We start from the raw sequence: 18,471 nt of genomic DNA, 5'->3' as shown, positions 1-18,471 counted from the left end.
CTCTTAGATTTTAAAGACTTTCAAATTGAACTGGCGTGTAAGTTTTCATGGTTACCGCATGGATGGCACCCGATGAAATAGCGTCTTGTAGATGAGAGTAAACAAGCTGTTGTCTTTTAACGGTATTTAGGCCTTCAAAGGCTGCAGCTACCACAATTATTTGGAAATTACAGCCTTCACCCTGAGAGGTTACTTGGCTACCTTCAATTTTTGATTCTAATAAAGCTTTCACTTCGGAGGCGTTCACAAAAACTCCAATATTTATCCAATGTTCTATACAGTTATTGTACCTTACCCAATCATCTTTTTGTCAGCTTTATAACGCAAAAACAGGAGTTTCCTCCTGCTTACGATTTCTATGCAAACTGAAAGATGCACTCGACACCATAGAGTTTTAACATTTCTCGAAATTCTTCTCGACATCCTTTTAATGTCAAGGAGTCGCTGTGACGCCTTATCTCAATCATCAGCGCGATGACGGGAGCATTAATTGACTTCAACTCAGACAAATCAAGAACACCATCTTGCTGGGTCTCTTGTCGCATCAACTTTTGCTTAATCTTTAATAAGCTGTCAGCGGTATAATGCCCCTCTAAACGCCACCCCTGATTTGAGGAGTGCATTTCCATACTATTCTTCTCCGCTCGAAGCCAATGAAGCCTGCCAAGCTGCAATCGCCTGATCAATATCATTACCATTCTGCTGCATCATAACGCCAAACTGCTTGCGAAACGTTAGGCCAAAATTAATGTTATTGATAACAACATTACTAAGCACCCAGCCATCTTCAGACTTAGGCTCCATATAGAACGCAATATCTACAGGGCTGCCATCATTCAGCTGAAACTTAGCATCGACTCGAACTTCTTTACCTGGTTTTTGACGCGCTAAAGGCAACACTGTTAGTCGCTCTGGATCAAAGTCGATGACTGCCGCACTGTAAGTTCTTAATAACGTACCTTCGGTCACTTCAACAAAATCGGACACTTGCTGCGCAGTGGCACGACGATAATATTTGCCCATGACTTTTTTAGCTAAATCATCAAAGTCCACCACGGGAGAAATAATTTCCTGCATAGTAGAACGAAGCTTTTGAGGATCGGCCGACAACTCTTCACGCTGATCAACAACCTTTGTTTTAAAGTCACTCACAACACGCAACACTTCTGAACGAGCACCTTCAGGGTTTGCTGCCGCAAAGACTGCTGACGAAAACACCATCAAGACACTTAATAAACCAAAAATAAGTTTACGCATTAGTTGTCACTCCCCGCATTCATTAAAAATTGGCCAATTAAGTTTTCAAGCACCAAGGCAGATTGAGTATCATAAAGCTCGTCACCGTTATGTAGAACCTCTTCTTCTGCTCCAATTGAAATACCCAGATATTTTTCACCAATCAATCCACTAGTTAAGATAGCCACCGAGCTATCCGTCGGAATATTATCAACCTCAGAGAAAATGGTCATAACTACCTTGGCCATATAGTACTCTTTGTCGTACTCAATACTCTCTACTTGACCTACTGTCACACCCGCGATAGTCACTTTAGCGCGATCAGTCAAACCACCAATATCATCAAATCTAGCCTGAATCGTGTAACCTTGGGTTTTATCATTAAACGCGAGCCCACTTACCTGCATTGCAAGATAAATAAAGGCCGCTACACCTAAAAGCATAAAGATGCCAACCAATAAACCGGCTTTCTTATCCTTCATCACTAAAAGTCTCCAAACATCGCTGCCGTTAACAGAAAATCTAAACCTAAAATTGCCAATGAGCCCATAACAACCGTTCTAGTGGTTGCGCGCCCAATACCTTCAGATGTTGGCTGACACACATATCCTTGATACACCGCGATCCAGACAACGGCTATAGCAAACACAAACGACTTAATAATACCGTTCATTATGTCTGTATCAAAAAAGACCGATTGCTGCATACTTGCCCAAAAAGAGCCTTCATACACACCCAGCCAATTCACGGACACCATCATGCCTGCCCAAATACCTACAGCAGAGAAAATCAACGCTAAAATAGGCATACAGGTAATACCCGCCAAAAGACGCGGAGCAATAACTCGACGCAGTGGGTCAATCCCCATCATTTCATAACTTGATAACTGCTCAGTGGCTTTCATAAGGCCAATTTCAGCCGTTAACGCTGAACCAGCTCGACCCGCAAACAACAACCCTGTCACTACCGGCCCAAGCTCCCTAAGAAGCGTTAGCGCCAACAATTGACCTACTGCCGATTCTGAACCATAGCTGGTCAAAATACTGTAACCTTGAAGCGCCAAAACCATACCTATAAAGGCACCAGATACAATGATGATAATCAGTGACAAAACGCCAACTGAATAAACTTGACGGACATACAAGCGAATTGCTTCTCCCCATCGAATAGGCAAACGAAACAACGATTGAAAAAGAAATATGCCAGACTGCCCTAACGATTCAATAAAGCCATAGACGCCAGCAAACAAATTTTTAACCAATCCCATTAATTACGCTCCAACAGCTGCTCGCGATATTCAGGTGCAGGATAATGAAAAGCAACCGGACCATCAGCATGCCCTTGTAAAAACTGCACTACACGCTCATCTGTTGATGATCGCACCTCTTCGGGTGTGCCTGATAAGATCACCTTACCGCCAGAAAGCAGACACACATGATCTGCAATGCTGAGTGACTCCTCTACATCATGAGACACCAATACGCTGGTAATGTTCGCAGCGCGGTTGAGTCGCTGAATTAACTCAACTAGCACACCTTTTGAAATAGGATCTTGACCAGCAAAGGGTTCATCATACATAACGAGGTCAGGATCTAACGCGATAGCACGAGCTAGGGCCGCTCGACGAGCCATACCACCAGACAACTCAGAGGGCATTAAATGCGCAGCGCCACGCAACCCGACACTTTGCAGCTTCATCAGCACAATATCGCGGATCATGGTTTTATCGAAATCAGTGTACTCTTGAAGTGGAAGCGCCACATTTTCAAAGACACTCATGTCACTAAATAATGCGCCACTTTGAAACAACATCCCCATTCTACGACGCGCTTCAAATAATTCTTTTCGGGAGGCTTGAGCAATATTCACACCGTCGACAGTAACCGTGCCACTGTTTGGCATAACTTGCCCACCAATCAATCTAAGCAGTGTCGTTTTACCTACGCCACTCGGCCCCATGACAGCGGTAATTTTTCCTTTGGGAATCTGTAAGGTAACATCGTCATAAATGGCACGACCACCTCGACTAAAGGATAAATTTTTAACGTCAATATATACTTCCACAGACGACTCCCTATAACAAAATCGGATGGATACTAGCACCGCGTAATAGTAAAAGATACGCCAACTAAATTCGTTACGCTCATGCAAGTCTTGAAATCCTTCAATAAACCACATTAAATGGGGCGTTTTACAAAACTCTCACTTTTCATCAGGTATAAAGCAGATGCTCTTGTTCTCCGCAGCCCTAATTGCTGGTCTCATATTACTCGTACTAAGCTCAGATAAGTTTATCGAACACGCCGCACTAGTTGCCGAAAAACTTAATGTAAGCCCTATTGTGATAGGTATCACTTTAGTCGCACTGGGTACGTCTGCTCCAGAAATGGTCGTTTCCGCTATCGCAGCTCTCGACAATGCACCAGGTATCGCAGTAGGTAATGTGATCGGATCGAATATCGCCAATATCGGTTTAGTTTTCGGTGCCACCCTTGTGCTTGCTGCCGTTCCTATTAACGGCAGCTTAGTCAAAAAAGAAATCCCTCTGGTATTAGGGGTTACAATTCTTGCTGGCGTACTCCTACTCGACCAAGCTTTAAGTGTGACAGATGGCATTATATTAATAATTGCTTTTTTTGTGGTGTTGTTTTTATTGCTACGCAATTCAGGAAACCTTGAAGATGAGTTAACTGGAGAATTACCTGAAGACGATGGCGGCAGTGTCACGCGCTCAGTGCTGATTGCAATCGCAGGTTTAGCAGTATTAATTGGCAGCTCAAAATTATTGGTTTGGGGCGCTGTTGGCATCGCTTCAGCACTAGGGGTTTCTGATCTCGTTATTGGCCTGACCATTGTAGCCATCGGCACAAGCCTTCCTGAGCTGGCTGCCTCCATTACAAGTGTACGTAAAGGCCACCACGACATTGCGATCGGCAACGTGCTCGGCTCGAATATTTTCAACCTTGCTACCGTGCTTCCACTACCGGCATTAATTGCTCCAGGAATGATTGAAGCAACCGTTATCAATCGTGACTATTGGTGGATGTTGGGCTTTACACTACTGTTTGCCTTAGCAGTTATCGTATACTCCAAGCATCGTAGCGTTAGCATTCCGCGATGGTTTGCCATCCCTTTGTTGGGCGGCTATGGCGCATACCTTTACCTACTGGCAGTTTCAGGATAACCCATGCTGGATTTTTTAAAAAAAACACTGAACCCTAAAGGCATAGCAGGGCTTTCTGCTTTAGTCATTATCTTTGTAGTGGTGTTTTTGTTAGGTAATCGCCCTACCCTGTACATTTTAGAAGAGCAGAAGCTGTCTAATGCACCTGACTTCTTTTTAGAAGGCGTTACAGTGAAATCTTTTGGCCTTAACGGACAGTTGACAGAGAACGTTACGGCAGACATAGCGAATCATTATACGCAGAAGCAAACGGACTTAGACCATCCAGTCATTACTAGAATAGACGGTAATAGCAGCTCTATTGCAAGCGCTGAAACAGGGTTTATTAATGACACCTCAAACAGCTTCACGCTGAGCATAAACGCGCAAATAACAAGCTTCAAAAATGAAACTGAGACAGCAAAGATCAAAGCAAACACAATCACTTACAATGACGAAAGCCAAACCATCGTAGGAACTCAGCAAAGCCAGCTTATTACACCCCAAGGGACAACCAAATCCGATACAATAAGCTTTGACTTAGCCAAAGAAACCGCCATTTTAAGCGGAGGCGTAACAGGACAATATGAAACTCCAACCAACTAAAAATGCAATTTTAAGTGTTGCTCTCATCTTATCGTGTAGTGCGACTTATGCTTTACCGAACGACAGGCAACAGCCCATCAGCATCGAAGCTGATTCAGCTTTTTTCGATCAAAATAAAGGCACCGCTAATTACAGTGGTAACGTTGTCGTAAAACAAGGCAGCATATTAATTGAAGCTCAAGACTTGTCAATTATGACGGATCCTGAAACAGGTGACTTTAGAGCTTTAAATGCTAAAGGCTCACCCTCAAAGTTCTCGCAGCAGCTAGACCAAGCGGGCAATACCATGAACGCCTATGGAAATTCTTTAGATTATGATGTCACCAAAGGACAGCTTGAAATACACAGCAATGGCTATTTGCAGCGCGGTGAAGATGAAATTTCAGCGGACTATATTCATTATCTTTTGAACGACGGTACATTTAAGGCCGAAAACCGTGGTAGCGGTCGCGTAAATATGACCTTACAGCCTACCCTTATTGATCAAGCAGAATAATTTTCATGGCAATTCTTCAAGCGAAAAACTTAGCTAAAAGTTATAAGAAAAGACAGGTTGTAAAAGACGTATCACTCGAAGTAAGTTCAGGAGAAGCCGTTGGTTTACTCGGCCCTAATGGCGCAGGCAAGACTACTTGTTTTTATATGATCGTTGGCATGGTGTCTAATGATCTTGGCGGAATCTTTATCGATGGCGAAGATGTCACTAAAGACGCTATGCACTCTCGTGCGCAAAAAGGGATCGGCTATCTACCGCAAGAAGCGTCTATCTTTCGAAAAATGTCAGTTGAAGACAACATTCTAGCCATATTAGAAACACGTAAAGAACTCTCAAAGTCAGAACGACTAGAAAAAATGGAAAGCCTTTTAGAAGAATTCCACGTCACTCATATTCGAAAGAATTTGGGCATGGCCCTATCTGGCGGAGAGCGCCGTCGTGTTGAGATAGCTCGAGCGCTAGCGATGAATCCGAAGTTTGTGTTGCTTGATGAACCTTTTGCAGGCGTAGACCCCATCTCAGTTGGCGATATTAAAGAAATCATCAAACACTTACAACGTAGCGGCATTGGTGTTCTGATCACTGACCATAACGTTCGCGAGACCTTAGATATCTGTGACAAAGCGTATATTGTAGGTAACGGGCACATCATTGCCTCAGGCGACGCTGAATCAGTTATCAATAACGAACAGGTCAAAAAAATCTACTTGGGCGACAACTTCAAACTATAAGCCCCCTTATTTTTCGGGCAAAAAGGGAGTACTATGCACAAGTCATTCCAAAAACCTCATAATATAAGAGTTGCGCTATGAAGCAGTCTTTGCAACTTAAAATCGGTCAACAGTTAACCATGACTCCGCAATTGCAGCAGGCGATCAAACTGCTTCAGTTGTCTACGCTCGATTTGCAGCAGGAAATTCACGAATTTCTTGAGTCTAACCCATTGCTTGAACTAGACGAAGACGAAAACTTTCAGTCTGACGCAGAAATCAAACAAGGCGACTCATCCAGTGTTAATGAGACTTCTCAAAAAGAAACGATTGAAACAGCTTCTGAAGAACCACCCCAAGTAGAATCCGAATGGACAGAAAGCATCCCTAATGAACTATCTATTGATAGCAACTGGGATGATACTTATCAAAATTCAGCCGCTGCGGCAGACGTTCCTTCCTATGACGGGGAGCAAGATTTTGACAGCCGTAACGCCCTAGCTGAAAATATCCAAGATCATCTTATTTGGCAGTTAAATTTAACTCATATGTCTAATCGAGACATTGAAATTGCCTACGCCATCATTGATAGCGTCCAAACCGATGGTTACCTATCTATAACCTTAGATGACATTTTTACGTCGCTAAGTAAAGAATTAGAAGATCTAGAATTCGATGAAATTGAAGCCGTTCAGCACCGCTTACAACGATTTGACCCCGTTGGTGTTTGTTCGCAAGATCTACGTGAGTGTTTGTTGGTACAATTAGAGGGCTTTAAAGAGCACCCCTTATATCGCTCTACTTTTAACATCATTGACCAACACTTAGCATTACTCGGCAACCGTGATTATGCCCAATTAAGTCGAAAAACTAAGCTAAAAGAAGATGCCTTAAAAGATGTCATTACCCTTATTCAACAGCTAAGCCCGAGACCTGGATCAGCCATAGACACTAGCGACACTGACTATGTCATTCCAGACGTGACTGTAAAAAAACATAATGATGTTTGGCAAGTAGAATTAAACAATGACGCCCTGCCGCCAGTAAAAATTAACGAAACCTACTCCGCAATGGTGAACACTAAAGCTTCGAGCGAAGATATTTCCTACATCAAGAATTCTCTTCAAGAAGCAAAATGGTTCTTAAAAAGCCTGCAAAGTCGTAACGAAACTCTGCTAAAAGTTGCTAGTTGCATTGTTTCTAAACAGGTCGATTTCTTTGAAATTGGCGAGGAAGCCATGAAACCTATGGTGCTTCACGATGTTGCAGAAGAAGTTGGCATGCATGAATCGACAATTTCACGTGTCACCACACAAAAATACATGCATACTCCGCGTGGTATTTTTGAGCTCAAGTATTTTTTCTCAAGCCATGTGAACACTGCCTCTGGCGGCGAATGCTCATCTACAGCGATTCGAGCAATGATCAAAAAGCTAGTGGCAGAAGAACCGGCTAAGAAACCCTTAAGCGATAACAAACTGGCAATTATTCTTGCTGAGCAAGGCATACAAGTTGCTAGACGTACCGTTGCAAAATATCGCGAAGCTATGAACATTCCGCCATCAAACGAGCGGAAACGACTTATTTAAAGGCCGTAACAATGTCTGTTAAAAACTTAGTCAAGCCTGAGTTAGTATTTGCTAAACAACAAATCTCTAGCAAAAAACGTTTGCTAGAGCAGTTGGCTGAATCCGTTGGCGATCGAATGCACTGCAACGCTGATGAAGTCTACGACGCACTTTTGGGCCGAGAAAAACTAGGTAGTACTGGTGTCGGCAATGGCATTGCTATACCTCACTGCCGACTAGAGCAAGTGAATCGAGCTACCATCGTTTTAATGTCACTCGAAACTCCGATTGATTTTGATGCCATTGATCGGCGCCCTGTAGACTTGATTTTTGCTCTGTTAGTACCCCCAAAACAGTGTGATGAACACTTAGCAACATTAGCACAGATTGCTGAGCTGGCTCAGTCTGAAGATAAACTGACGCTACTACGTGATAAACAAACCAACGGCGATTTATTAGCAGCGTTTGAATCATTGGTATAAGGACATCACTATGCTGGAACAATCAGTAGAGATAATTAATAAACTGGGACTGCATGCCCGAGCTGCGGGAAAATTGGTTGAAACAACAACCCGTTTCAACTCCGATGTGACCATTGAAAAAGAAGGTCGTAATGTCGATGGTAAAAGCATCATGGCAATGATGATGCTGGCAGCAGCTAAGGGAACTACGATTAATGTGAAAATTAACGGTGAAGATGAAGACGTTGCTATGGAAGCCGTGATCGCATTAATCAATGATCGATTTGGTGAGGGCGAATAGCCTATATGAGCGACCAAACTACGCTTGAACACTTACAAACCGTCGCCGATTCACTTGAGAACGGAACGACGATGCAAATTCGTTATTTGCTGAATGGTGCTTTGCCTGCGCAGGATGTTGCTCGTCTTTTAGAATCCTCCCCTCCAAGAGAACGTAAACTGTTGTGGGATTTAATAAACCACGACAATCAAGGCGACGTTTTACAATACGTTTCAGAAGAAATCAGCGTCCAGTTCATGAAATCCATGAACAGAGAGCGTCTACTCGCGGTTTCTGAACACTTTGATAACGATGATTTAGCCGACATTCTTCAACAGCTACCTGAAACGCTTGTAAAAGAAGTCTTAGCTTCCATGACTGCACAAAATCGTGCACGTATGGAATCTTTGATGAGCTATTCAGAGGATTCGGCTGGTGGTCTGATGAATACAGACACCATCACTATTCGTCCAAATATTACCATCGATATCGTCTTTCGCTTTTTAAGGCGACATAATGAACTTCCTGAAATGACTGATAACTTATTAGTAGTTAGCCGCTCAGATCGTTTTTTAGGCATTCTACCACTGCGTAAGCTATTGGTTGCCGACACGGACACAACTGTTCGAGACATTATGGAAACAGACTGTGATGTCATTTTCGCACATCAAACGGCCACTGAAGTAGCTGAACTGTTTGAAAAAATGGACTTGGTCTCTGCCCCAGTCATCGATCCAGACAGCAAAAAACTGCTCGGCCGCATCACGATCGATGATGTGGTAGATGTCATACGCGATGAAGCAGAGCACTCTATGTTATCGATGGCCGGCTTAGACGATGACGAAGATACGTTTGCGCCAATTATGCAAACAACACGCCGCCGCGCGGTATGGCTAGGTATAAACCTTGTTACGGCATTTATTGCGTCATACGTTATTGGACTTTTCCAAGATACATTGGACAAAGTCGTTGCACTCGCTATCCTTATGCCTATTGTAGCAAGTATGGGAGGCATCGCTGGATCACAGGTATTAACACTTGTGATTCGTGGCATTGCACTGAACCAGATAGGTTCATCAAATGCCCGATGGCTACTAAATCGTGAGGTCATTGTAGGCCTCATAAATGGTATAGTATGGGCTACCGTAATTGCGATGCTCACTGTCGTTTGGTTTGATGACATAAGAATTGCCTATGTTATCGCTGGCGCTATTGTAATCAATTTACTCTTTGCCGCCTTGACGGGCACTCTGTTACCAATTGCCCTGAAGAAATTAGGAATCGACCCAGCCCTAGCTGGTAGCGTTATTTTAACTACCGTTACCGATGTTGTTGGCTTCTTGTCTTTCCTTGGATTGGCGACATTATTTTTAATATAGAACGAATTAACCATGACTGATTTTGAATATTACGACGAAAACGAAGAAGAATACAAAAGCAAAACCCAGATCAAGAGGGAAATGGAAGCACTACAAGATTTGGGCGCAAAGCTAATCAAGCTAAATCCAGCACAGCGCAAAAAAGTGCCGATGTCTGACACTATGCGCGATGCTTTAGTAGAAGCAGACAGAATCAAACAATGGAGCGCACAACGCCGCCACTTACAATATATTGGTAAAGTGATGCGGACCGAAGATGCGGACGCGATTGCTGCTCGCTTAGAGTTATTCGATAGCACATCAGCAGCCAACAATAAGCGCTTCCATCAACTGGAAGGGACGCGCGATGCTTTAATTGGTGACGGTGGCAAAGAAATACTAGACCAATATGTTGATGCAAACCCTCATGTAGATATCCAACAACTGCGCTCTCTGGTTCGCATGGCCAAAAAAGAAGTTGAGCAAAACAAGACAACAGCAAGCCGTAAAAAACTGTTTAAGTTCTTACGCGAAGCTCAAGACGCAAAGCTAGGCTTACTTTAAAGCCTAGCAGATACGGCGGTGCCCTTTACAAGGCATCGCCTGTCTGACCTTAACAATCTCATCAAGGTCGAGCGCCACATTCAACACTGAAACTTCTTGATCATCTAAACAACCTAACATATCACCCCACGGTGAGTAGGCAACCGTATTTCCAAAAGTGCGCCGAGTCTCATTATGCCAACCAGCTTGATTTACACCTAACATAAAATACTGATTCTCGATCGCTCGCGCTCGCAACAAAGCATGCCAATGGGCGGCCCCTGTTTTATGAGTAAACGCTGAAGGTACGATAACCAAGTCAGCATCCTGATCTAACAAACAGCGATACAACTCAGGAAAGCGCAAGTCATAACAAATACTCAAACCTACTTTAACGCCTTCGATATCATATACCACAGTCGAAACATCACCCGGCTCAATAAAACGCGACTCTTGGTATACTGCCGCTTTGTCATTGACTACGACATCGAATAAATGCACCTTGTCGTAACGGGCAACCAGTTTACCTTCGCGTGAAATCATCAAACACGACTGCCTTACCCTGCCCCCCCTAACATCACTACCATCAGGCTGCTTTGACATTGGGTGGGAGCCAATCACTATGTATACCTGATGCTGACGAGCAAACGACATAATTTCAGACAGAATAATCTCTGTTCCTTCCCCCTCAGCCAATTCACGCATTTTTTTGGCATCAAATAGAAATATATTTTCTGGCAGAACAATAAGGCTCGGCTTGAAAACCAACGCTTGAGACATTAACTCTAATGCTCGCTCTAAATTCCAACGCCAGTCGGCAGAGCTAGTAAACTGAATTAAAGAAACGTTAAACATAGTCAACCCTCTTAAAACTACCTAATAGGTGAATAAGGGACAGCCGTAACTGTTGGCTCACTAAAATCACCTTCGATCTTATATTGAATACTTGTCACCTTAGACAACTGATCACCTATGAGCTTATCAGTAATAAAAAGTAGGCCTGCTATCTGAGGCGTCGCTAATAATAAACCCGCAACCGGTAAAGCACTGCTGATTGGAACCGTTGCAGTCAGACGCTCATTTAAAATTTCAGTCACTAGATTTGCGGAACCTTCAAGGGTAATTTCGGCCGTAGGGGATATGACCTTAACTGGCTCTGTGGTAATCAAAATACCATCATTAATAGTTAAAACGCTACTAAAGTGATCAAAAGGTGTACCAGGCTCGTACAAATCTGAAAAATCAAATGTTAAGCGCTTAGCCAGCGCATCTACATTAAATATTCCCAACAAACGAAGGAAGGGAGGTAATTGATCAACTTGGTTAAAGTTACCGTCGCGCACTTGGAATTTAATTTGTCCATTTAATGACGATCGATCAAATGAAAGCAACGAATCAGCCCATTCGAGCGACACATCAATGTCATAATTTTTTGAGGTTAAAAATGGCGTCGGTGAGAACTTTTTAGTCAACGCTCTAGCATTTTCACCTTTTGCGTTAATTGTTAGCTTAACAGACTGTTGGGATCCACCTTGCCAATAAATTTGGCCATTAAATTGGCCGCTTGGCAGCCTAGTTGAGACATCATCTATACGCAGTGAATCACCAAGATTCACCACTCTACCCTGCCAATCGCCGTATGGACGATTGTCAACGTATACTTCATCAACTTTAAGAGAGAGCGACGGAATAATGCTGGGTTGGAATGCCACCTCATCAACTGAAGGAACATTAATGATTTCATCTTGTTGAGTTCGCCAATTTAGATAGGCGACATACAGCTCAGGCCCCACATCTGTTTGTCGTAAGACTGCGTTCAATTCATCGGATGTTATTGCAAGTGGATGGCCATCCGAGGCACGAGTATAAGCGATCTTAACATTATTCAACTCATTGCTTTCATTAATAGGTAACTTATCAACAATTATATCAGCAGAGCGTATCCATTCAGGCAACTCAGTTTTAAGGGCTTGAGCTTCTTCGCTTAAGTCAGCCCCAATATCGGTATCATGCCGAGTAAACTCAGCAATAACAGGCGACCAAAGCAACCAGTCAACTTGAGTAAACTGACCGAAAAGTGCAATGCCTTTTTTAATTACTGTGTCGTTAGCAATTGGTTTAAATGCCGAAATGTTGCCACCTTGCAACACACCTTCTGCGATCAATAATTTTCCGTATAGCCAATCCGCAGAAGATACATCTAAAAAAACCTCATCCTGCATCGCAGTGACGGAAACCGTTGTTGGTCTAATTTCATCAGATCTTTTTGCTAAAGGTAAAGGCATAGCGAACGATACGCCTTTGAGGTCGGAAGAGACGTTAAAATCCACTTGCCCTGGTTTAGAGCGCCCTATTGCAAGAGTTGCTTGATAAGACGCCTTGCCTTGTAAACGCGACACTACAGGGTTAGGTGCCTCACGCCAATTCGCTAGTTGCTTACTATCAAATACCCCATCGAACTGACCATCAACTGCAAGATCCCCTGATTGCAACCGTTCAGATGACAATACTATGTTGCTATGACCACCCAGCGCTGCTACGCTAAAATTAGTATCGTATAGACCTTTTTGATCGTTGTAATGCAACGCGCCAGAGACAACTTTCACTGGTAATTCAACTTGAGAAACTCGAACATTATTATCTGAAAGAGCTAGATCAATAGATACCTCAGGCTCATCTTGTTGATTTGATATAGGTACAGCCACAGCAAAATTACCTGAAACTCTGCCATCAATCTGCCAAGCCTCAAAGGGTTCAAGAACAGACTCTTTTAATGGCGTTTGATTCAAAGCAGTCAATATATTATTGGCTTTGTCCGAAACCTGTCCGGATACCTCAACCCAACCAGAGTGACTTCCCTTTAGTGGCACTACAATATTTAAATCTTTAACCGGTAATCCAGCAAAAACACCACGCTTAACGACAACATCGACCTTATCTGAATCAACCACCACGCGCCCCGCTACTGCCTTAGCAGAGGGCCAGCTTTTATCAAACGTGACTTGATCTAACTTAGCATCGATAGCTAATCGCACATGAGGCTGGTCACCTTTTTTTAAGCCTGTTCGCAATAGTAAATCAAGATTTTCAACCTCACCTCTGCCCAAAGACTGCTTCAACCATGTCTCCAAAGAGTCAGATAATACGTTGGGCGGTAGAAACACAAAGCGGTCTTCCTCTTTAACATGCTGAGCATTAATATTTAGTGCAAGTGAGTCTTCTCCTACTCCATTTTCAAGAGGCTGCTCTAGACGGAAGCCACCCTGAATTGTTGCTCCATTACGCTGAATATTTAGTGACTGACCTGTCACCACAAAAGCTTTATCTTGTCGGGCCCAACTTATTTCACCTGCTGCACTTTCAATATCCCACACACTGTTATATAAAGTTGGAAACGCAATTTGGCTGCTGTCAGTATGAAATTCAATTCCACCTTGGGTATCCGTAAGTGAAAATAAACCACTTACATTATTTACCTCTGGAATACCGTTATAACCATTAACTTGCGCATCAATAAAGTTACTTAAATACTGATATCTCAAAGTTTCACTTTCATCCCAAATACGCAACGAAGCATTAAGAGCTTCACCGTGAGGATCTAACCCAGTCAAAATTTTTGCTAGACGCCAGCTTTTTGGCACAAAGTTCAATGCTAAACGCGTGGCAATTTGCGCATTCATTTTGTTGAATACAACAAAAGTACGATTTCCCTTTCGCTCCCACTCGGCATTAATACGAACATCTTGATAGGAATGCTCACCATCATCTAAACGCAAACCATTAATGGAGGCATCGACACCATCAGGCGTGTATTTAATTTTCCAATCACTTTGCCCCTTAAGTGGCACTTGGCCCTCAAAAGCCAATTCAAATGCACTGTTACGAGCTTGTGCTGTAATGCCCTTTCCAGGCTGATAGGTAAGCCAGTACTGGCCTGCTAAGGATACAGAGCTCAAGCTCTTCAGCGCATCCATACCCACCCAATCAAGAGGCAAGGTAACCTGAGGCACATCAACATAAGTTACAACTTGCTGCTGCAAGAAATTGGATAAATCTGTGCTAATTTGAGCCCGCACTTGAACTGGTTCGTTCATGTCGTTAACAAATATATCGGAGCGCACAAGGGTTTTAGAAAACTGCTTGATTAGATAGGTCGCTGGAAAGGAGACGTTTAAATCATCAAATCTAGGGCTAGAAATATTAACATCTACATCAATAAGAGACATTTGCTGCTGATCCGCAGCGTAATTAAGAACCCGTGAAATAGCAACGGAATCGCCACCTGACGTTTTAGTGGATTCTGCCAACCCCTTTAAGGCGACATTACCTGTACCATCTTCGTGCAACAATAAGCTCACGCCTGATATTGATAAATTCTTAAATTGCGGAGAGAAAGTTAAAAGCGTACGAGGGATGTCTAACTCAAGAGCGAGATGCTCAATGCTAATAGCACTTGCTTGATGAGCTGTGTCAACATGAATTCCTGAACCTCTCAGCTCAACATTGACACCATTTAACTCACCAAACACTTCACCAACGCGTACCTTCATACCCGTCAGTTGCGTCAAATTACGCTCAATTTGAGGCTGATAAACATTAACTAAAGGCAAACCAACCTTTGCGAGCAAGACAATGCCAGCCAGCAGTAAACTTGTAGCGACTAGCACCCAAAACGCGCAATTAAACGTTGTCTTTATGACCCGCATAAGTTGGACCTCTGTTAGCGCAACACCACATCATATTGATCTTGGGTATAGACGGGGTCAACTTGAAAACGAATGGTTTTACCTATGAAAGCCTCTAACTCGGCAACAGCCGTACTGTCTTCATCCAAAAAACGCTCTACTACCGAACTACTTGCCAACACAGTATAAGTTTGAGAATTATAGGCACGGTCTGCACGCATAATTTCACGAAGAACCTCGTAACACACTGTTTCAGGTGTTTTAACAAAGCCACTTCCACGACATGAGCGACATGGCTCACATAACACCTGCCCTAAACTTTCACGGGTACGCTTGCGAGTCATCTCAACTAAGCCTAACTCTGATACACCAGTAATTTTGGTTTTGGCATGGTCAGTCTCTAAGACTTTTTCAAGCATACGCAGCACTTGACGCTTATGCTCTTCATCTTCCATATCAATAAAATCGATAATGATGATACCACCGAGATTTCGAAGGCGAAGCTGTCGACCAATTGCTGTTGCGGCTTCTAAGTTAGTTTTATAGATTGTTTCCTCTAAATTCCGACTTCCAACAAACGCACCGGTATTTACATCGATGGTCGTCATTGACTCGGTCTGCTCAATTAGCAGGTAGCCACCTGATTTAAGCTGAACTTTACGGTCAAGTGCACGTTGAATTTCATCTTCTACACTGTATAAATCGAAGATTGGGCGCTCACCTGGGTAGTATTCAATACGACCTAGTAAGTCAGGAATAAAGTCTTCAGCAAAACCACGTAGCTTGGCGTAATTTTCTTTAGAATCAATACGAATTTTTTCAGTTGAAAGGCTAACTAGATCTCGCATTGTGCGCAGATGTAAAGGTAAATCCTCATAAATTACGGAAGGAGCTTTTACATTGGTAATTCGCTTTTTAACGGATTGCCATAGTCGAGTTAAGAAATTAATGTCGGACAGGATCTCTTCTTCTCCAGCACGCTCAGCTGCCGTCCTAAGAATATAACCACTGGTTTCGTCACGATCTTCCAGTGCTTTGGAAACCAGCGATTTCAATCGATCACGTTCCACTTCATCCTCGATACGTTGACTTACGCCAACGTGTGCCTGATCTGGCATGTACACCAAATAACGGGAAGGAATGGATAAATGTGTGGTTAGACGTGCCCCTTTGGTACTAATAGGATCTTTTGTAACCTGGACAACTAAAGACTGCCCTTCACGCAAATAATCTCCTATTTGATCACTTGGGTTTATAGCGTCTCGATCAGCGACCTCTGAAACATGAATAAACGCGGCGCGCTCCAAGCCAATATCTACAAAAGCTGCCTGCATACCAGGTAAAACACGAACTACCTTACCTAAATAAATATTACCTACGATGCCTTTTCGAGTGGAACGTTCGATATAGACTTCTTGCAGCACACCATTTTCAACAAGCGCTACCCTAATCTCCATGGGTGTAACATTAATTAATACATCTTCACTCACGAGTTTTCTCCTTTAAAGGGCTAACACCAAATTCAGCCAAAAGTTGTGTCACCTCATATACAGGTAGCCCAACTACAGCAGAAAAGGAACCGGAAATATGCTTTACAAACATCCCAGCCAACCCTTGAATAGCATAAGCCCCTGCTTTGTCAGCAGGCTCTCCAGTGTTCCAGTAATGTTCAATTTCTAGATCAGAGATCTCACGAAACTCAACATCAGAAATCACATTACAGGTTGCAACACGGTTTAACCCACTATTACAAACGCACAGAGAAGTCATTACTTGATGTTTTTGTCCAGATAGAGCTCGCAACATACTTTTTGCATGCTCGAAATCTGCCGGCTTACCTAAAATAGTACCTCCTAATACCACACTGGTATCCGAAGCAATCACAATGGCACGATGAGACAATTCATATTGATTGGCAACAGCCTCAGCTTTCTCTCTAGCCATTCGCAGCACGTACTCTTCGGGCTTTTCTAAAGCATAAGGGGTTTCATCAATGTCTGCAGGAATGATTTGAAAGTCATTCACTAAATGGGACAGCAACTCTTTTCTTCTAGGTGACGAGGAAGCAAGGATAATCATTTAATTGCCTATTATTGAATCGAATATAGCCTGCGAATACTGCGCAACAACACAAATAACCATGGCCATAAAATGGCAGACACCAAGGCAGGCATGAATATCATCAGTGTTGGGTCGGCATCACCGGTATAGTGATCAACCCAAAAGCCGACCAACTGATTAATTGAAATAAGTAAAAAGATAAAAATACTTTGCTGCCAACGACGATACATTCGAAGTCGCTTATATAGACTTGCACAGGCTGCTGTAACAATCACATAAGTTAAAGAATGCTGACCAATGACACCTCCTTGCAACAAATCGACCAACAATCCTAAAAACCAAGCAATACCCACCCCGACTTTAAAAGGCAATGCAATCACCCAATAAAGAATAACAAGTAGAGTCCATTCTGGTTTATACCAGACTAAATCTGAGGGAAAAACCAACCCCTCTAACATCAAAGCGGCAATAAAAGTCAGCACGAAGATAATGGTAGATTTCATTGTCCTACCTCTTCAGCTCGTTCAATTAGCATAACATGTCGACTTCGACCTAATTGAGCAAGTGGAACCACATCCACGTCAGCATAAGGTTTACCAGATACGTGCCTAACATTTCGCACGACCCCAACCGGATAACCAATAGGAAATCGATTTGCTAGACCATTTGTGGTCAAAATATCACCTTTCTTTATATCAGCGGTATGAGGAACACTCATCAGCTCTAGTCGACGCATGTCACCTGTACCACGTAAAACACTTCTAAGACCTGTTCTTGCTAATTGGACAGGCACAAAGTGACTCGCATCTGCAATCAACAAAACTCGACTAGTATAGGCTGACGTTTCAACAACTTGACCAAGCACTCCTGTGGCATCTAATACTGGCTGACCAACATAGGCGCCGTTAGAAAAGCCTTTATCAATTAAAACCTTATGGCTATATGCATTTTGATCAAAGCCAATCACCTCACCCATCACTACTTTTTCTTCAACTCTTTGAGATGCGTCAAGTAGCTCACGTAAGCGCACATTTTCAGCTTTTAACGAATCTAATCGCTGCAACTGACCACGCAACATAAGCAATTCTTGATTAAGAGATTGGTTATGGGCGACGAGATCCTCACGACTATCAAGGTGCATTTCCGACCAACTGATCATTTTTTGAGGTGCACTGACCACAATCTGTATCGGCGTGACTAGCCAAGTAAGGTATGGTCGGATAGGACTAAAAATTTTATATTGTAATTCACCCACAATCATAGCGAGTGAAAGCAATACCAGCACAACAAAACGTGCGCTGGAT

Annotated in this window: 21 protein-coding genes; 9 read left to right on the top strand and 12 right to left on the bottom strand. The window is 43.0% G+C overall.

The window, feature by feature from the left end:
• Window positions 1-10: 10 nt before the first annotated feature.
• From AYW75_RS13540 to AYW75_RS13515, 6 genes are all read right to left on the bottom strand, one after another.
• Window positions 11-247 (bottom strand): BolA family protein, encoded by a 237-nt coding sequence (locus tag AYW75_RS13540; protein ID WP_067100345.1) that lies wholly within the window; start codon window positions 245-247, stop codon window positions 11-13.
• A gap of 109 nt (window positions 248-356) precedes the next feature.
• Complete coding sequence (locus tag AYW75_RS13535; protein WP_067100342.1) at window positions 357-629, bottom strand: STAS domain-containing protein; 273 nt, start codon at window positions 627-629, stop codon at window positions 357-359.
• A 1-nt stretch (window position 630) separates the two neighbouring features.
• The gene (locus AYW75_RS13530) at window positions 631-1,257 is read right to left on the bottom strand and encodes an MlaC/ttg2D family ABC transporter substrate-binding protein (RefSeq protein WP_067100340.1); all 627 of its coding nucleotides are present in this window, start codon (window positions 1,255-1,257) and stop codon (window positions 631-633) included.
• The gene (mlaD, locus tag AYW75_RS13525; protein WP_067100337.1) at window positions 1,257-1,718 is read right to left on the bottom strand and encodes an outer membrane lipid asymmetry maintenance protein MlaD; all 462 of its coding nucleotides are present in this window, start codon (window positions 1,716-1,718) and stop codon (window positions 1,257-1,259) included. Before mlaD ends, AYW75_RS13530 begins: the two co-directional genes overlap by 1 nt.
• A 2-nt stretch (window positions 1,719-1,720) precedes the next feature.
• The gene (mlaE, locus tag AYW75_RS13520; RefSeq protein ID WP_067100336.1) at window positions 1,721-2,503 is read right to left on the bottom strand and encodes a lipid asymmetry maintenance ABC transporter permease subunit MlaE; all 783 of its coding nucleotides are present in this window, start codon (window positions 2,501-2,503) and stop codon (window positions 1,721-1,723) included.
• Window positions 2,503-3,300, bottom strand: a complete 798-nt coding sequence (locus AYW75_RS13515) for an ABC transporter ATP-binding protein (RefSeq protein ID WP_231886216.1) — start codon at window positions 3,298-3,300, stop codon at window positions 2,503-2,505. Before AYW75_RS13515 ends, mlaE begins: the two co-directional genes overlap by 1 nt.
• Window positions 3,301-3,463: 163 nt before the next feature.
• Between AYW75_RS13515 and AYW75_RS13510 the strand changes: the two genes are divergently transcribed.
• From AYW75_RS13510 to yjgA, 9 genes are all read left to right on the top strand, one after another.
• Entirely contained in the window at window positions 3,464-4,420 is a 957-nt protein-coding gene (locus tag AYW75_RS13510; protein ID WP_067100334.1) for a calcium/sodium antiporter, read from the top strand.
• A 3-nt stretch (window positions 4,421-4,423) separates the two neighbouring features.
• Window positions 4,424-5,005 carry an LPS export ABC transporter periplasmic protein LptC gene (gene lptC, locus AYW75_RS13505; protein WP_067100331.1) on the top strand — a complete coding sequence of 194 codons (582 nt, stop codon included), beginning with the start codon at window positions 4,424-4,426 and terminating at the stop codon, window positions 5,003-5,005.
• Window positions 4,986-5,501 (top strand): lipopolysaccharide transport periplasmic protein LptA, encoded by a 516-nt coding sequence (gene lptA / locus AYW75_RS13500; protein ID WP_067100328.1) that lies wholly within the window; start codon window positions 4,986-4,988, stop codon window positions 5,499-5,501. Before lptC ends, lptA begins: the two co-directional genes overlap by 20 nt.
• Window positions 5,502-5,506: 5 nt before the next feature.
• Window positions 5,507-6,232: an LPS export ABC transporter ATP-binding protein gene (gene lptB, locus AYW75_RS13495; protein ID WP_067100325.1), complete on the top strand. Its 726-nt coding sequence runs from the start codon at window positions 5,507-5,509 to the stop codon at window positions 6,230-6,232.
• A gap of 77 nt (window positions 6,233-6,309) precedes the next feature.
• Window positions 6,310-7,800 (top strand): RNA polymerase factor sigma-54, encoded by a 1,491-nt coding sequence (locus AYW75_RS13490; RefSeq protein WP_067100322.1) that lies wholly within the window; start codon window positions 6,310-6,312, stop codon window positions 7,798-7,800.
• A gap of 11 nt (window positions 7,801-7,811) precedes the next feature.
• Window positions 7,812-8,261 (top strand): PTS sugar transporter subunit IIA, encoded by a 450-nt coding sequence (locus AYW75_RS13485; protein WP_067100320.1) that lies wholly within the window; start codon window positions 7,812-7,814, stop codon window positions 8,259-8,261.
• A gap of 10 nt (window positions 8,262-8,271) precedes the next feature.
• Entirely contained in the window at window positions 8,272-8,541 is a 270-nt protein-coding gene (locus tag AYW75_RS13480; RefSeq protein WP_067100317.1) for an HPr family phosphocarrier protein, read from the top strand.
• 5 nt (window positions 8,542-8,546) lie between these two features.
• On the top strand, window positions 8,547-9,899 hold the full coding sequence (mgtE, locus tag AYW75_RS13475; RefSeq protein WP_067100315.1) for a magnesium transporter: 1,353 nt from the start codon (window positions 8,547-8,549) through the stop codon (window positions 9,897-9,899).
• 12 nt (window positions 9,900-9,911) lie between these two features.
• A complete protein-coding gene (gene yjgA / locus AYW75_RS13470; RefSeq protein WP_067100312.1) occupies window positions 9,912-10,442 on the top strand; it encodes a ribosome biogenesis factor YjgA in 531 nt (176 codons plus the stop codon).
• 3 nt (window positions 10,443-10,445) lie between these two features.
• Here the strand turns inward: yjgA and AYW75_RS13465 are convergent, their stop codons facing one another.
• Genes AYW75_RS13465 through mreC form a run of 6 tightly spaced genes read right to left on the bottom strand, consistent with a single transcriptional unit; the run spans window position 10,446 to window position 18,452 of the window.
• Window positions 10,446-11,276 carry a carbon-nitrogen hydrolase family protein gene (locus AYW75_RS13465; protein WP_067100309.1) on the bottom strand — a complete coding sequence of 277 codons (831 nt, stop codon included), beginning with the start codon at window positions 11,274-11,276 and terminating at the stop codon, window positions 10,446-10,448.
• Window positions 11,277-11,293: 17 nt separating this feature from the next.
• A complete protein-coding gene (locus AYW75_RS13460; RefSeq protein ID WP_067100306.1) occupies window positions 11,294-15,127 on the bottom strand; it encodes a YhdP family phospholipid transporter in 3,834 nt (1,277 codons plus the stop codon).
• 14 nt (window positions 15,128-15,141) lie between these two features.
• Window positions 15,142-16,596, bottom strand: coding sequence for a ribonuclease G (gene rng, locus AYW75_RS13455; protein ID WP_067100303.1), 1,455 nt, complete (start codon window positions 16,594-16,596; stop codon window positions 15,142-15,144).
• On the bottom strand, window positions 16,589-17,185 hold the full coding sequence (locus AYW75_RS13450; RefSeq protein WP_067100300.1) for a Maf family protein: 597 nt from the start codon (window positions 17,183-17,185) through the stop codon (window positions 16,589-16,591). The genes rng and AYW75_RS13450 overlap by 8 nt, the downstream gene beginning before the upstream one ends.
• An 11-nt stretch (window positions 17,186-17,196) precedes the next feature.
• A complete protein-coding gene (gene mreD, locus AYW75_RS13445; RefSeq protein WP_067100297.1) occupies window positions 17,197-17,670 on the bottom strand; it encodes a rod shape-determining protein MreD in 474 nt (157 codons plus the stop codon).
• Window positions 17,667-18,452: a rod shape-determining protein MreC gene (gene mreC / locus AYW75_RS13440; protein WP_231886215.1), complete on the bottom strand. Its 786-nt coding sequence runs from the start codon at window positions 18,450-18,452 to the stop codon at window positions 17,667-17,669. Before mreC ends, mreD begins: the two co-directional genes overlap by 4 nt.
• Window positions 18,453-18,471: the final 19 nt, after the last annotated feature.

The organism is Marinomonas atlantica (genome assembly GCF_001639725.1).
Classification (GTDB): domain Bacteria; phylum Pseudomonadota; class Gammaproteobacteria; order Pseudomonadales; family Marinomonadaceae; genus Marinomonas; species Marinomonas atlantica.
Note: the sequence above shows the minus strand (reverse complement) of the source record. Positions and strands in the feature narration are given on the sequence as shown.

Coding starts and splice junctions, on each gene's coding strand:
- AYW75_RS13535 (WP_067100342.1), bottom strand. CDS start 629: ATGGAAATGCACTCCTCAAATCAGGGGTGGCGTTTAGAGGGGCATTAT.
- AYW75_RS13530 (WP_067100340.1), bottom strand. CDS start 1,257: ATGCGTAAACTTATTTTTGGTTTATTAAGTGTCTTGATGGTGTTTTCG.
- mlaD (WP_067100337.1), bottom strand. CDS start 1,718: ATGAAGGATAAGAAAGCCGGTTTATTGGTTGGCATCTTTATGCTTTTA.
- mlaE (WP_067100336.1), bottom strand. CDS start 2,503: ATGGGATTGGTTAAAAATTTGTTTGCTGGCGTCTATGGCTTTATTGAA.
- AYW75_RS13510 (WP_067100334.1), top strand. CDS start 3,464: ATGCTCTTGTTCTCCGCAGCCCTAATTGCTGGTCTCATATTACTCGTA.
- lptC (WP_067100331.1), top strand. CDS start 4,424: ATGCTGGATTTTTTAAAAAAAACACTGAACCCTAAAGGCATAGCAGGG.
- lptA (WP_067100328.1), top strand. CDS start 4,986: ATGAAACTCCAACCAACTAAAAATGCAATTTTAAGTGTTGCTCTCATC.
- lptB (WP_067100325.1), top strand. CDS start 5,507: ATGGCAATTCTTCAAGCGAAAAACTTAGCTAAAAGTTATAAGAAAAGA.
- AYW75_RS13490 (WP_067100322.1), top strand. CDS start 6,310: ATGAAGCAGTCTTTGCAACTTAAAATCGGTCAACAGTTAACCATGACT.
- AYW75_RS13485 (WP_067100320.1), top strand. CDS start 7,812: ATGTCTGTTAAAAACTTAGTCAAGCCTGAGTTAGTATTTGCTAAACAA.
- AYW75_RS13480 (WP_067100317.1), top strand. CDS start 8,272: ATGCTGGAACAATCAGTAGAGATAATTAATAAACTGGGACTGCATGCC.
- mgtE (WP_067100315.1), top strand. CDS start 8,547: ATGAGCGACCAAACTACGCTTGAACACTTACAAACCGTCGCCGATTCA.
- yjgA (WP_067100312.1), top strand. CDS start 9,912: ATGACTGATTTTGAATATTACGACGAAAACGAAGAAGAATACAAAAGC.
- AYW75_RS13465 (WP_067100309.1), bottom strand. CDS start 11,276: ATGTTTAACGTTTCTTTAATTCAGTTTACTAGCTCTGCCGACTGGCGT.
- AYW75_RS13460 (WP_067100306.1), bottom strand. CDS start 15,127: ATGCGGGTCATAAAGACAACGTTTAATTGCGCGTTTTGGGTGCTAGTC.
- AYW75_RS13450 (WP_067100300.1), bottom strand. CDS start 17,185: ATGATTATCCTTGCTTCCTCGTCACCTAGAAGAAAAGAGTTGCTGTCC.
- mreD (WP_067100297.1), bottom strand. CDS start 17,670: ATGAAATCTACCATTATCTTCGTGCTGACTTTTATTGCCGCTTTGATG.